The 14,119-nt window shown below is 69.3% G+C and carries 10 protein-coding genes; all 10 read left to right on the top strand.

All coding sequences use genetic code 11. From position 1 onward, the window contains the following. The first annotated feature begins 135 nt into the window (after window positions 1-135). The 10 genes from ACWGDB_RS30445 (at window position 136) to ACWGDB_RS30400 (ending at window position 14,077) form a co-directional block, all read left to right on the top strand. Window positions 136-2,760, top strand: coding sequence for a valine--tRNA ligase (locus ACWGDB_RS30445; RefSeq protein WP_453825369.1), 2,625 nt, complete (start codon window positions 136-138; stop codon window positions 2,758-2,760). A 196-nt stretch (window positions 2,761-2,956) separates the two neighbouring features. Further along, window positions 2,957-4,459 (top strand): bifunctional tetrahydrofolate synthase/dihydrofolate synthase, encoded by a 1,503-nt coding sequence (gene folC / locus ACWGDB_RS30440; protein WP_453825368.1) that lies wholly within the window; start codon window positions 2,957-2,959, stop codon window positions 4,457-4,459. Between the two features lie 8 nt (window positions 4,460-4,467). Further along, entirely contained in the window at window positions 4,468-4,824 is a 357-nt protein-coding gene (locus tag ACWGDB_RS30435; protein WP_328881654.1) for a DUF4233 domain-containing protein, read from the top strand. Window positions 4,825-4,969: 145 nt separating this feature from the next. Next, window positions 4,970-5,383 carry a nucleoside-diphosphate kinase gene (gene ndk / locus ACWGDB_RS30430; RefSeq protein ID WP_383613178.1) on the top strand — a complete coding sequence of 138 codons (414 nt, stop codon included), beginning with the start codon at window positions 4,970-4,972 and terminating at the stop codon, window positions 5,381-5,383. Window positions 5,384-5,650: 267 nt separating this feature from the next. Continuing rightward, a complete protein-coding gene (locus ACWGDB_RS30425) occupies window positions 5,651-6,670 on the top strand; it encodes a rod shape-determining protein (protein ID WP_004931372.1) in 1,020 nt (339 codons plus the stop codon). A gap of 252 nt (window positions 6,671-6,922) precedes the next feature. Then, window positions 6,923-7,963, top strand: coding sequence for a rod shape-determining protein MreC (gene mreC, locus ACWGDB_RS30420; protein ID WP_453825367.1), 1,041 nt, complete (start codon window positions 6,923-6,925; stop codon window positions 7,961-7,963). Between the two features lie 13 nt (window positions 7,964-7,976). Further along, window positions 7,977-8,681: a rod shape-determining protein MreD gene (gene mreD, locus ACWGDB_RS30415; protein WP_453825366.1), complete on the top strand. Its 705-nt coding sequence runs from the start codon at window positions 7,977-7,979 to the stop codon at window positions 8,679-8,681. 164 nt (window positions 8,682-8,845) lie between these two features. Continuing rightward, on the top strand, window positions 8,846-11,107 hold the full coding sequence (gene mrdA / locus ACWGDB_RS30410) for a penicillin-binding protein 2 (RefSeq protein WP_453825365.1): 2,262 nt from the start codon (window positions 8,846-8,848) through the stop codon (window positions 11,105-11,107). Further along, on the top strand, window positions 11,104-12,303 hold the full coding sequence (rodA, locus tag ACWGDB_RS30405) for a rod shape-determining protein RodA (RefSeq protein WP_453825364.1): 1,200 nt from the start codon (window positions 11,104-11,106) through the stop codon (window positions 12,301-12,303). Before mrdA ends, rodA begins: the two co-directional genes overlap by 4 nt. 271 nt (window positions 12,304-12,574) lie before the next feature. Then, on the top strand, window positions 12,575-14,077 hold the full coding sequence (locus tag ACWGDB_RS30400; protein ID WP_453825363.1) for a CYTH and CHAD domain-containing protein: 1,503 nt from the start codon (window positions 12,575-12,577) through the stop codon (window positions 14,075-14,077). The last annotated feature ends 42 nt before the right edge of the window (window positions 14,078-14,119 follow it).

The raw sequence follows: 14,119 nt of genomic DNA, 5'->3' as shown, positions 1-14,119 counted from the left end.
TCTGGGTTCCCCTCCAGATGCTTATGTGTTCCTGACATCCTGGCTCAGACTCAGGCAACGCATGGCATCGGGGTGCCCACCGTTACAGAACAAAGGCGTTTCGGGACACGCCCGCGACACCCCTAAACTGAGCGGGTGACCGAGAACGCTCAGCAGCAGCCACCAGCGCCCGAGACCGAACTGCCGACCCAGTACGCGCCGGCCGACGTAGAGGGGCCGCTGTACGAGCGCTGGGTGGAGCGGGGTTACTTCGAGGCGGACGCGAAGAGCGACAAGCCGCCGTACACCGTCGTCATCCCGCCGCCGAACGTCACCGGCAGCCTGCACCTCGGGCACGCCTTCGAGCACACCCTCATCGACGCCCTGACCCGTCGTAAGCGCATGCAGGGTCACGAGACGCTGTGGCAGCCCGGCATGGACCACGCCGGCATCGCCACGCAGAACGTCGTCGAGCGCGAGCTGGGCAAGGAAGGCAAGTCCCGGCACGACCTCGGGCGTGAGGCCTTCGTCGAGCGTGTCTGGCGGTGGAAGGGCGAGTCCGGCGGGCAGATCAGCGGCCAGATGCGCCGCCTCGGCGACGGCGTCGCCTGGTCCCGCGAGCGGTTCACCATGGACGAGGGCCTGTCCAAGGCCGTCCAGACCATCTTCAAGCGCCTCTACGACGACGAGCTGATCTACCGCGCCGAGCGCATCATCAACTGGTGCCCGCGCTGTCTGACGGCCATCTCGGACATCGAGGTCGAGTACCAGGACGACGACGGCGAGCTCGTCTCCATCCGGTACGGCGACGGCGACGAGGCCATCGTCGTGGCGACGACCCGCGCCGAGACGATGCTCGGCGACACCGCGGTCGCCGTCCACCCCGACGACGAGCGGTACCGCCACCTCGTCGGCCGCGACATCGAGCTTCCGCTCACCGGCCGCCGTATCCCCGTCGTCGCCGACGAGCACGTCGACCCCGAGTTCGGCACCGGCGCCGTCAAGGTCACCCCGGCCCACGACCCGAACGACTTCGAGATCGGCCGGCGTCACGACCTGCCGTCCCTCACGGTGATGGACGAGCACGCCGTCATCACGGCCCACGGCCCCTTCCAGGGCCTGGACCGCCTGGAGGCCCGCTCGGCCATCGTCGCCGCGCTGCGCGCCGAGGGCCGGATCGTCGCCGAGAAGCGGCCGTACGTCCACTCCGTCGGACACTGCTCACGCTGCAAGACCACCATCGAGCCGCGCCTGTCCATGCAGTGGTGGGTCAAGGTCGGCCCGCTCGCCAAGGCGGCCGGTGACGCGGTCCGCGACGGCCGCGTCAAGATCCATCCGCAGGAGATGGAAAAGCGGTACTTCGACTGGGTCGACAACCTCCACGACTGGTGCATCTCGCGGCAGTTGTGGTGGGGGCACCGCATCCCGGTCTGGTACGGCCCGGAGGGTGAAGTCCTCTGCGTCGGCCCCGACGACGAGGTCCCCACCGGCGAGGGCTGGCACCAGGACACCGACGTCCTCGACACCTGGTTCTCCTCCGGCCTGTGGCCCTTCTCCACGCTCGGCTGGCCCGAACAGACCGACTCGCTGGCGAAGTTCTACCCGAACTCCGTCCTGGTCACCGGCTACGACATCCTCTTCTTCTGGGTCGCCCGGATGATGATGTTCGGCCTGTACGCGATGGACGGCACCCCGCCGTTCCACACCATCGCCCTGCACGGCATGGTCCGCGACCAGTTCGGCAAGAAGATGTCGAAGTCCTTCGGCAACGCGGTCAACCCGCTGGACTGGATGGACAAGTACGGCAGCGACGCGCTCCGCTTCACCCTGGCCCGCGGCGCCAACCCGGGCGTCGACGTCCCGATCGGCGAGGACTGGGTCCAGGGTTCCCGGAACTTCGCCAACAAGATCTGGAACGCCACCCGCTTCGCGCTGATGAACGGCGCCACGGTCGACGGCCCGCTCCCGGAGCCCTCGGCGATGTCGTCGACGGACCGCTGGATCCTGTCCCGCCTGAACTCCGTCGTCGCCGAAGTCGACGCGTTCTACGAGGACTTCCAGTTCGCGAAGCTCTCCGACGCGCTCTTCCACTTCGCGTGGGACGAGGTCTTCGACTGGTACGTCGAGCTGTCGAAGACGACGTTCCAGGCGGGCGGCGAGCCGGCCGAGGTCTCCAAGCGCGTCCTCGGTGAGGTCCTCGACGTCACCCTCAAGCTGCTGCACCCGGTGGTCCCGTTCGTCACGGAGACGCTGTGGACCACGCTGACGGGCGGCGAGTCGATCGTGATCGCCGAGTGGCCGAAGGACAGCGGCTTCCGTGACGCCGCTGCCGAGCAGGAGATCGCCGTTCTCCAGCAGGTCACCACCGAGGTCCGCCGCTTCCGCGCCGACCAGGGCCTCCAGCCGGGCCAGCGCGTCCCGGCCCGCCTGACCCTCGACGGCACGGCACTCGCCCCGCACGAGCCGGCCATCCGCCAGCTGCTGCGCCTGACGCCGGAGGGCGAGTCCTTCACGGCCACGGCGACCCTGCCGGTGGCGGGCGCCGAGGTCGCGCTCGACCTCTCCGGCGTGATCGACGTCGCGGCCGAGCGCAAGCGCCTCGCGAAGGACCTCGCGGCGGCCGAGAAGGAGAAGGCCCAGGCGAACGCCAAGCTCGGCAACGAGGCGTTCCTCGCGAAGGCCCCGGACAACGTCGTGGAGAAGATCCGCGGCCGCCTCGCGAAGGCGGACGAGGACATCGCGCGGATTGCCGCCCAGCTGGACCGTCTGCCGCAGGCATAGGCGGTTCCACGGCCCTGAGGCCCCCGGTGCTGTCCTGGCACCGGGGGCCTGCGCGTACCTCAGGGGCGCGGGGCCGTATCGATATGCGCCTCCGCCGCGTGGGCGCGACCGGCCACAACGGACCGGTAGCCGCCCGGCAACCCAGGACACCCCACTCCATGGGCGCACTGTCAGTCGCCCTCCGTAGACTGGCCCCGTGAGCGACCAGAACGAGCCCGACCCCCTCGACCCCTTCGAAGAGATCATCGCGGCCGAGACCGACCGCGACCCGGATCTCGCGGTGATCGAGGCCGGCAGCCGCACCCTGCGCACCCAGGGCGGCCCGCCCAGCGCCGACGTGCCCGCACGCCCCGAGGACCCCGAGGTCGACAAGGCGCTGCGCGAGGTCGAGGCGGAGCTCGCCACCCGCTGGGGCGAGACCAAGCTGGAGCCGTCCGTCACTCGGATCGCCGCGCTCATGGACGTGCTGGGCGAGCCGCAGCGGGCGTACCCCTCCATCCACATCACCGGCACCAACGGCAAGACGTCGACGGCCCGCATGATCGAGGCCCTCCTCGGCGCCTTCGAGCTGCGCACCGGCCGCTACACCTCTCCGCACGTCCAGTCGATCACCGAGCGGATCAGCCTCGACGGGGCGCCGATCTCGGCCGAGCGGTTCATCGAGACGTACCAGGACATCCGGCCGTACATCGAGATGGTCGACTCGCAGCAGGAGTACCGGCTGTCCTTCTTCGAGGTGCTGACGGGCATGGCGTACGCCGCCTTCGCCGACGCGCCCGTCGATGTGGCCGTCGTGGAAGTGGGGATGGGCGGCTCCTGGGACGCCACGAACGTCATCGACGGTGATGTCGCCGTCGTGACCCCCATAGACCTCGACCACACCGACCGGCTCGGCGGCACTCCGGGCGAGATCGCCGGTGAGAAGGCCGGGATCATCAAGCAGGACGCCACCGTGATCATGGCCCAGCAGCCGGTGGACGCGGCGCAGGTGCTGCTGAAGAAGGCCGTGGAGGTCGACGCCACCGTCGCGCGCGAGGGCCTGGAGTTCGGTGTCGTGTCGCGCCAGGTCGCCGTCGGCGGACAGTTGGCGACCCTGCGCGGTCTGGGCGGTGAGTACCCCGAGGTGTATCTGCCGCTGCACGGCGCGCACCAGGCGCACAACGCGGCCGTCGCCCTCGCCGCCGTGGAAGCCTTCTTCGGCGTCGGCGCCGCGCGGGCCGAGCCGCTGGACATCGACACGGTCCGCAAGGCGTTCGCGGCCGTCTCCTCCCCGGGCCGTATGGAGGTCGTACGGCGCTCGCCGACCGTCGTGCTCGACGCCGCCCACAACCCGGCCGGCGCGCGGGCGACCGCCGAGGCGATCGGGGAGGCCTTCGACTTCAGCCGGCTGATCGGGGTCGTCGGCGCGAGCGCCGACAAGAACGTACGGGAGCTGCTGGAGGCCTTCGAGCCGATCTTCGCCGAGATCGTCGTCACGCAGAACAGCTCCCACCGCGCCATGGACGCCGACGAACTGGCCGCCCTCGCCGTCGAGGTGTTCGGCGACGACCGCGTACAAGTCGAACCGCGACTGCCGGACGCCCTGGAGGCCGCGATCACGCTGGCCGAGGAGGAGGGCGAGTTCGCGGGCGGCGGTGTGCTCGTCACCGGGTCCGTCATCACGGTCGGCGAAGCCCGGCTGCTGCTGGGGAAGGGCTGAGTCCGAAGATGCGTACGCTCTGTTCCTCGACCCTGATCGGCGAGTTCTTCGTCATCGGCTTCGCCGGTCTGGTCGCCATGAAGGATCCCGACCTGTCCATGTCGACGGTGTGGACGGTCAGCGGGATCGCGATGTTCCTGTGCCTGCTGCTGTGCGGCCTGGTGACCCGGCCCGGCGGTGTCGCCCTCGGCTGGGCCCTGCAGATCGCCCTCATCGCGTCCGGCTTCATCGTCCCGACGATGTTCTTCCTGGGCGCGGTGTTCGCGGCGCTGTGGTGGGCTTCGGTGCACTACGGCAGAAAGGTCGACGAAGCGAAGGCGCGCTTTGCGGCGCAAGGGGACAAAACCAGCCCTTCCGGAGCCTGAGGACGAGGCCGTCGAGGCCGATCCAGGCCCTGAGGGGCAGCCCTCGGGGCCGGCGACCTGCACAGGCTGACACTCCGTGACGAGCGCCCAGCTCAGCCCTGTAACCTCGTCCCACCGCACACCTGTAGGTAATAAGGAGCTCGTCGTGACCCAGCGCACCCTCGTCCTGCTCAAGCCCGACGCAGTCCGCCGCGGCCTGACCGGCGAGATCATCGGCCGGATCGAGCGCAAGGCCGGCTGGCAGATCACCGCGCTGGAGCTGCGCACCCTGGACCAGGAGACCCTGGAGCAGCACTACGGCGAGCACAAGGGCAAGCCCTTCTACGAGCCGTTGGTGGAGTTCATGGCTTCCGGCCCGGTCGTGGCCCTGATCGTCGAGGGTGAGCGGGTCATCGAGGGGCTGCGCGCGCTGGCCGGTCCGACCGACCCGATCGCCGCGGCGCCCGGCTCCATCCGCGGTGACTTCGGCGTGATCGTCCGCGAGAACCTCATCCACGCCTCCGACTCCGAGGAGTCCGCCGAGCGCGAGGTGAAGATCTTCTTCCCGGGCCGCGCCTGACCCCCACACCCGGCCCGAACCGGGGCGGTCGAAGAAACCCGGCCGCCCAGTGGCATATGCGTGGCGATCGAGGGAACGAGTGCCCCCGATGGCCCGTCTCCACAAGCGAGGCGACTCGCCATCTGCTGACAATGGCGAAGACCCTCCCGCAGTGTTCGCGAAGGCGCGTCTACGATAGAAGCCTTCACGTCACAGCACCCACTTCGCCGACCTGAAAAGCCATCAAAAGCTCCCAGGAAGGCCAGACGAATCCTGATGGGGAACTCAATGTCGTTCATCGGCCGTGACATGGCTGTCGACCTCGGGACCGCCAACACGCTGGTGTACGTCAGGGGTCGCGGGATCGTACTCAACGAGCCGTCCGTCGTCGCGATCAACACCAACACCGGTGGCATTCTCGCGGTCGGCGCCGAAGCGAAGAAGATGATCGGGCGCACGCCCGGCAACATCGTTGCCGTACGTCCGCTGAAGGACGGCGTCATCGCCGACTTCGAGATCACCGAGCGGATGCTCCGCTACTTCATCCTGAAGATCCACAAGCGGCGGTATCTGGCTCGTCCGCGGGTCGTCGTCTGTGTGCCGTCCGGCATCACGGGTGTCGAGCGCCGCGCCGTCATCGAGGCGTCGTCCCAGGCCGGCGCCCGCCAGGTGCACATCATCGAGGAGCCGATGGCCGCGGCCATCGGCTCCGGCCTGCCGGTCCACGAGGCCACGGGCAACATGGTGGTCGACATCGGCGGCGGCACCACGGAGGTCGCGGTCATCTCCCTCGGCGGGATCGTCACCGCCCAGTCCATCCGCGTCGCGGGCGACGAACTGGACAACGCGATCATCCAGCACATCAAGAAGGAGTACTCCCTTCTGCTGGGTGAGCGGACGGCCGAGCAGATCAAGATCACGATCGGTTCGGCGTACGACCTCGATGCTGACGAACACACCGAAATCCGCGGCCGGGATCTCGTCTCCGGACTGCCGAAGACCGTCGTCATCTCAGCGGCCGAAGTGCGCAAGGCCATCGAGGAACCGGTCAACGCGATCGTGGACGCCGTGAAGACGACCCTCGACAAGTGCCCGCCGGAGCTGTCCGGCGACATCATGGACCGAGGAATCGTTCTGACCGGCGGTGGCGCCCTGCTGCGCGGCCTCGACGAGCGGCTGCGCCGCGAGACCGGCATGCCGATCCACATCGCCGAGGACCCGCTGGACAGCGTGGCGCTCGGCTCCGGCAAGTGCGTCGAGGAGTTCGAGGCGTTGCAGCAGGTGCTGGACGCCCAGCCGCGCAGATGACGTAACTCTTCGATTCCGCCGTACGGGATGATCTCCTCTCGTACGGCGGATCGTTGATATGGAGGCATAAGCTCCCTGAAGAGCCTCGAAACTTCGAACCTTCGGACTTCGGCACTTGGCAGGGAACCTCCGCATACAAGCTCCACATACAAGCTCCGCTTACAAGTTCGTAGCCAAACTCCGCATAGGGAGCACCTCGGGTTTGCCGGGGGTTTCCCGAATTCCTACTGAGGAAGGGCACGGCCGCCGCACGTGAGGGACACACGAGAGAGCCGGCTGCTCCTGGTGCTGCTGATCGCCATCGCGTTCGCGCTGATCACGGTGGACATCCGCGGCGGTGAGGATTCGCCGGTCGACGGTGCCCGCCATGCCGCCGCCACGGTCTTCGGCCCGATCGAGGACGGCGTGTCGGCCGCGGTGAACCCGGTCGGCAACGCGGTCGCCGCGATCCGCGACTCCGGCGAGCGCCACGACCGGCTCGCCCGGCTGGAGCAGGAGAACGCCGCCCTCAAGGCCAAGCTCGGCAGCGACGACCGCAACCGCAGCCGCCTGAAGCAGCTCGACAAGGTGCTGAAGGTCGCGGGCGCAGGTCAGTACGGGATCAAGGGTGCGGAGGTCATCGCCATAGGAGCGGCTCAGGGCTTCTCCTGGACGATCACCATCGACGTCGGCGTGAACGACGGCATCCAGCGCGACATGACCGTACTGAACGGGGACGGGCTGGTCGGGCGGGTCACCACCGTCGGCCCGAACACGGCGACCGTGCTTCTCGCCAGCGACCCCGACTTCACCGTAGGCACCCGCATGGAGGCCAGCGACGAGCTCGGCTTCGCCTCCGGCCAGGGCGACCGTCCGCTGCGTGTCGAACTGCTCAACGGCAAGGCCGAGGTGAAGAAGGGCGACCGGCTCGTGACCTTCGGCTCGCAGGCCGACAAGCCGTTCGTGCCCGGCGTCCCCGTCGGCGTGGTCTCCCGCGTCGACCCGTCCGGGGGAAACCTGACCCGCACCCTGTACGTCACGCCGTACGTCAGCTTCAGCAAGCTCGACATCGTCGGCGTCGTCGTCCAGGCACCCACGAAGGACCCGCGCGACACGGTGCTCCCCGACAAGCCCGAGCCGACCCCCACGCCGACCGTGACGGTCACCGTCACGCCGGGCGCCGAGGACCCGGCCGACGGTCAGAACCAGCCGCAGGCGGATGGTCAGGACCAGCCGCAGGCCGACGGCCAGGATCAACCTGAGGCCGACGGCCGGAACCAGTACGAGCAAGACGTGTACGAGCAAGAGCAGTAGGAGCTGAAGCCAGATGCGCGTCAACCGAGTCCTGCTCTCCTCCTCCCTGGTCGTCGTCGCCCTGGTGATCCAGGTCAGCGTCCTGGCCCGCCTCCACCTCCCGGGCGCCGTCCCCGATCTGCTGCTGCTCACCGTCCTGGGCCTCGCCATGGTGTACGGCCATGTCGGCGGCGCCCTCGTCGGCTTCGGCGCCGGTCTGCTCGCCGACCTCGTTCCGCCCGCCGACCATGCCGCCGGCCGCTATGCGCTGGTGCTGTGCGTCATCGGCTATCTCGCCGGGCTCATCAAGCCGGACCACGGCCGACTCAAATCGGCCACCGGGCCGATGGTCGTCGTGGTCGTCGCCGCGATCGGCTCGACACTGCTGTACGCCGGTGTCGGTGCCTTGGTCGGGGACACCGCCGCCCGCCATGTCGGCCTCGGCAGCCTGCTGTTCACGGCCGCGCTGTACGACCTGCTGCTCGCCCCGTTCGTCGTCCCGGGGATCATGGCGCTGGCCAGGCGCGCGGAGAACGATCCGCTCGCCGACACCAAGTCCCAGGCGAAGAAGGCCGACATCTCCACCGGCTGGCTCTCCGGCGGCACCGGCCTGCGCATCGGCGGCCAGCGCGGCGGGATGGGGGGCCTGAAGGGCGGACTCAAGGGCGGGCTGAAGGTGAAGGCCGTGCGGGCGCGGACGGCACGCGCCGGGCGCATCAAGGGGGTCAAGCGACTGTGAGGGCAGGCGAGTTCACCCGGACGGGTGAGTCCAGGAGGAACCGGGCCCCGCGGGCCGGACGTTCATCACTCGTACCCGCAGTCGCAGGCGGCGTCGTGCACAGAGTCGTTCACACACAGTCGTATCCGCACTGGTTCTCGTACTGAGAGGGGGAGGCAGCCGCAGTGAGCAACATCCCCGAGACCGGCCGCACGCCACGTGTCCAGATCCGGCTCGTAGTCATCCAGATCCTCGTCCTCTCCCTCCTGGGCACCCTCGGCGGCCGCCTGTGGTACCTGCAGATCCGCGAGGGCGACGCCTACGCCAAGGAGGCGTCCGGCAACCACGTCCAGCAGGTCGTGCAGCCCGCCGTGCGCGGCTCGATCCTGGACGCGCGCGGAGTGCCCCTCGCGGACAACGAGACGCGGCTGGTGGTCTCCGCCTCCCGCACCGACCTGCTGAAGATGAAGGACGACGGCAAGGGCGTCCTGACCAAGCTGGCCAAAGTGCTCGGCATGAAGACCGAGGACGTGATGGGCAAGGTCCGGCTGTGCGACGCCGAGACCCCGCAGCCCTGTTGGAACGGCTCGCCGTACCAGCCCATCCCCATCACCGACGAGGCCACCCCCAAGCAGGCCCTGCAGATCCGTGAGCGGGCCGAGGACTTCCCCGGCATCACCGCCGAGCCGCAGGCCCTGCGCCGGTACCCGAGCCCCGGCAATTCCAACACCGCCCAGGTCCTCGGCTATCTCTCCCCGGTCACCGACGAGGAGCTCCAGCAGGCCCAGGACACCGACTCGCCGTACCTGCGTTCCGACCAGGTCGGCCGCTCCGGCCTGGAGCGGGAGTACGACAAGCAGCTGCGCGGCAAGGCCGGCGTCACCCGCTACGAGGTCGACAACCTCGGCCGGGTCATCGGCCAGGCCAAGGCGGACGCCGCCGAGCCCGGGGCCAACCTCGTCACCAGCATCGACGCCCGCGTGCAGCGAGTCGCCGAGTACGAGCTGAACGAGGCGATGAAGCAAGCCCGCAAGGAGTGGGACCGCAACACCCACGAGCAGTACAAGGCCGACTCGGGCGCGGTCGTGGTGATGGAGGCCAAGACCGGCCGCGTCGTCGCCATGGCGTCCAACCCGTCGTACGACCCGAACGCCTGGGTCGGCGGCATCTCGGCCAAGGACTACAAGACGCTGACGGGCAAGGCATCCAACTACCCGCTGCTCAACCGGGCGATCCAGGGCCAGTCGGCCCCCGGCTCCATCTTCAAGGTCGTCCCGACGGCCGCCGCGGTCAACGCGGGCTACTCCTTCGACGGCCCGTACCAATGCTCCAGCTCGTACTCGATCGGCGGCCAGGTCTTCAAGAACTTCGAGTCCAAGGGGTACGGCCCGATCAGCCTCGGCCGCGCCCTGGAGGTCTCCTGCGACACCGTCTTCTACCGCCTCTCCCACGAGGAGTGGAAGCGGGACGGCGGCACCAAGCCGAAGAAGAACGCGGGCGACTGGTTCTACAAGACCGCCCACCAGTTCGGCCTCGGCGCGGAGACCGGCATCGACCTCCCCAACGAGGTCACCGGCCGCATCCCCGACCGCCAGTGGAAGCAGGACTACTGGAAGGCCAACAAGGACGCCTGGTGCAAGTACGGCAAGAGGGACGGCAGCTACGCCGAGAAGATCGCCTACGAGAACTGCCTCGAAGGCAACCGGCTGCGCGCCGGTGACTCCGTCAACTACTCCATCGGACAGGGCGACACCCTCGTCACCCCCATCCAGATGGCGACCATCTACTCGGCCATCTCCAACGGCGGCACCCTCTACGACCCCACGGTCGGCAAGGCCGTCGTCAGCCCCGACGGCAAGACCGTCGAGGAGATCAAGCCCAAGTCCCACGGCAAGCTGCCCATAAACAAGCAGACGCTGGCCGCGATGGACGACGCCCTCGCCGGCGTCGCCACCCGCGGTACCGCCGCCTGGCGGTTCGCGGACGTCGGCTGGCCGCAGGACAAGATCCCGATGCACGCCAAGACCGGTACCGCCGAGGTCTACGGCAAGCAGACGACCTCGTGGTTCGCGACGTACACCAAGGACTACTCGGTCGTCATGACGATCTCCCAGGGTGGTACGGGTTCCGGCGCCTCGGGTCCGGCCGTGCGCAACATCTACGACGCGCTGTACGGCGTCGCCGACGACGGCGCGATCAACAAGAAGAACGCGCTGCTGCCCACCCCGGAGAAGAACCTGCCGAAGGTCCGCACCGACGGCACCATCGCCTCGCCGAAGGTCTCCAAGGACCCGGCGAAGGAGCAGCGGGCCGGTCAGAAGGGCGAGGCCGAGCAGGACGAGCAGCAACTCGCCGGGACGGTCGCGCCGCCGACGACCGAGAACCGGGACACCCGGCGCAGACGACGCAGGGGCCGCGGGCGCGGAAGCCGGAGGATGCTCACATGACCGGCGCCAACAGTTTCCAGGTCTCCGGGTACGGGCCCGAGCGGGCCGGCTGGACCCGCCTGTTCGCCCGCGACTCGCTCGCCCGCCGGCTGGACTGGCCGATACTGCTGGCGGCGATCGCCCTGTCGCTGATCGGCTCGATCCTCGTCTTCTCGGCGACACGCAACCGCACCGAGCTCAACCAGGGCGACCAGTACTACTTCCTGATCCGGCACATCCTGAACACCGGGATCGGGATCGCGCTGATGATCGGCACCGTGTGGCTGGGGCACCGCACCCTGCGCACGGCCGTGCCGATCCTCTACGGCGTCTCGGTGTTCCTGATCCTGCTGGTGCTCACCCCGCTCGGCTCCACGATCAACGGCGCCCACTCCTGGATCAAGCTCCCCGGCGGCTTCTCGCTCCAGCCCTCGGAGTTCGTGAAGGTCACGATCATCCTCGGCATGGCGATGCTGCTGGCGACGAGAGTGGACGCGGGGGACAAGCAGTACCCGGACCACCGCACGGTCGTGCAGGCGCTGGGTCTGGCCGCCGTGCCGATGCTGATCGTGCTGCTCATGCCCGACCTCGGCTCGGTCATGGTGATGGTGGTGATCGTGCTGGGCGTGCTGCTCGCGTCCGGTGCCTCCAACCGCTGGGTCTTCGGGCTGATCGGTGCGGGCACCATGGGGGCGATCGCGGTCTGGCAACTGGGCGTCCTGGACGACTACCAGATCGCCCGCTTCGCGGCCTTCGCCAACCCGGAGCTCGACCCGGCGGGCGTCGGCTACAACACCAACCAGGCGCGCATCGCGATCGGTTCCGGCGGGCTCATGGGCGCCGGGCTGTTCCACGGCTCGCAGACGACCGGCCAGTTCGTGCCGGAGCAGCAGACCGACTTCGTGTTCACCGTGGCGGGGGAGGAACTGGGCTTCCTCGGCGGCGGGCTGATCATCGTCCTCCTCGGCGTGATCCTGTGGCGGGCCTGCCGTATCGCCCGCGAGACCACCGAGCTGTACGGGACGATCGTCGCGGCGGGGATCGTCGCGTGGTTCGCCTTCCAGTCGTTCGAGAACGTCGGGATGACGCTGGGGATCATGCCGGTGACCGGTCTGCCGCTGCCGTTCGTGTCATACGGAGGGTCGTCGATGTTCGCGGTCTGGGTGGCGGTGGGGTTGCTGCAGTCGATCCGGGTGCAACGTCCCTTGTCGGCGTGAGCATTGGGCTGGGCCGATGCGGGCCGGTGCGGTGTCGTTTCGGGCCGCGGTGGTCGGCCGAATGGGCGCCGCGCCGTCGCCATGACCGGCGCGGCAGTGCCCTCGCCGGCCGGGGCGCGGCGGCGCCCCAGCCGGCCGCCCGGTGTCCAGCCGCAGAATTGGACTCCATCAGCCCGCACCAGCCCGTTTCCCAGCCGTCGCCCCCTGTTGTCCGGGCGTTCATGGCTGGTAAGCCCTGTCATCGCGTCGTGACTGCGATTAGATTCAGGGCATGGCGGACACGAAGCGCGAAATCGAGCGGAAGTATGAATCCGACGACAGCGGCCTGCCCGACCTGACCGGGGTCGCCGGGGTCGATGCCGTGATCGACAAGGGCGTAGCGCACTTGGACGCCACGTATTACGACACCGCGGACGAGCGCCTCGCCACGTCCTCGCTCACTCTGCGACGCCGAACGGGCGGGGCCGACGCGGGCTGGCATCTGAAGTTCCCCGTGGCCCCCGGCGTGCGGGACGAGGTCCAGGCGCCGCTGTCCGACACGCTGCCCGACGCCCTTGCCGGGCTCGTCCGCTCCCGGGTTCGCGGCACCGACCTGGTGCCCATGGTCCGGCTGCGCTCCGAGCGTGATGTGCGGCATCTCGTGGACGCCGACGGCGGGCTGCTCGCGGAGGTCAGTGTGGACGCCGTCCAGGCCGACCGCCTCGCAGGTGGCAGCGGTACCGCGCAGTGGACCGAGATCGAGGTGGAGTTGGCCGACGGCGTGGACCCGGTGCTGCTCGACAAGGTGGAGAAGCGACTGCGCAAGGCCGGGGTTCGGCCGTCGAAGTCGGCGTCGAAGCTCGCGCGCGCCCTGGCCGAGACCGCCCCGCAGAAGCTCGCCCCCGTGTCCGTCGAGGACCCCGTGACCGCCGGCGACCACGTGCTCGCGTACGTCCGCGCCCAGCGCGACGCGATCGTCGAGCTCGACCCCGCCGTGCGCCAGGACGTCGAGGACTCCGTGCACAGCATGCGCGTCGCCACCCGCCGGATGCGCAGCACCTTCAAGTCCTTCGGCAAGGTCCTGGACCGGGCGGTCACCGACCCGATCGGCGACGAGCTGAAGTGGCTCGCCGGCGAGCTGGGCGTGGACCGGGACCGCGAGGTGCTGAACGAACGTCTGTCGCTGGCTCTCGACGAGGTGCCCCAGGGGCTGGTCTACGGTCCCGTCGCCGAGCGGCTGAGCCACTGGGCGGGGGACAGGCCCGGCGGGGCGAGCAGCCGGCTGATCGGAGTCCTCGACTCCCACCGCTACCTGGCCCTGCTCGACGCCATGGACGGCCTGCTCGCCGACCCGCCGCTGCTGAAGGCGGCCGGGAAGGAACCCGGGAACGCGCTGCCGAAGGCCGTGCGGAAGGACTTCGGCAAGGTGTCCGCGCTTGTCGAGCGGGCTCTGGAGCTGGAGCCCGGCAGCGACCGTGACGTCACCATCCACGAGGCCCGCAAGAAGACCAAGCGCACCCGCTACGCGGCGGAGGCGGCCGCTCCGGCACTCGGCAAGCCGGCCAGGAGCCTGGTCAAGACCATGAAGTCACTGCAGAACCTGCTCGGCGAGCACCAGGACAGCGTCATGGCCCGCCAGACCCTGTGCGAGCTGTCCGCGGTCGCGCACGGGGCAGGAGAGAGCACCTTCACCTACGGGCTGCTGTACGGGCGCGAGGAGCAGCGGGCGGCGGCCGTGGAGGACCAGCTGCCCGGAGTCTGGGACGGGATCAAGGACGGGGCGGACGTCCTCTGAGCCCTGGGACGTGCTGGGGGTGTCCGCGGTCGCGTTACGCTA

Source organism: Streptomyces sp. NPDC055013 (assembly GCF_053608645.1).
The sequence above is the reverse complement of the archived record's forward strand: the minus strand, read 5'-3'. Positions and strand labels throughout refer to the sequence as shown.

What these genes read in the sequence shown, in the direction of transcription:
- ACWGDB_RS30400 (WP_453825363.1), top strand. Translation starts at nt 12,575, where the DNA reads ATGGCGGACACGAAGCGCGAAATCGAGCGGAAGTATGAATCCGACGAC.
- ACWGDB_RS30425 (WP_004931372.1), top strand. Translation starts at nt 5,651, where the DNA reads ATGTCGTTCATCGGCCGTGACATGGCTGTCGACCTCGGGACCGCCAAC.
- rodA (WP_453825364.1), top strand. Translation starts at nt 11,104, where the DNA reads ATGACCGGCGCCAACAGTTTCCAGGTCTCCGGGTACGGGCCCGAGCGG.
- mreD (WP_453825366.1), top strand. Translation starts at nt 7,977, where the DNA reads ATGCGCGTCAACCGAGTCCTGCTCTCCTCCTCCCTGGTCGTCGTCGCC.
- ACWGDB_RS30435 (WP_328881654.1), top strand. Translation starts at nt 4,468, where the DNA reads ATGCGTACGCTCTGTTCCTCGACCCTGATCGGCGAGTTCTTCGTCATC.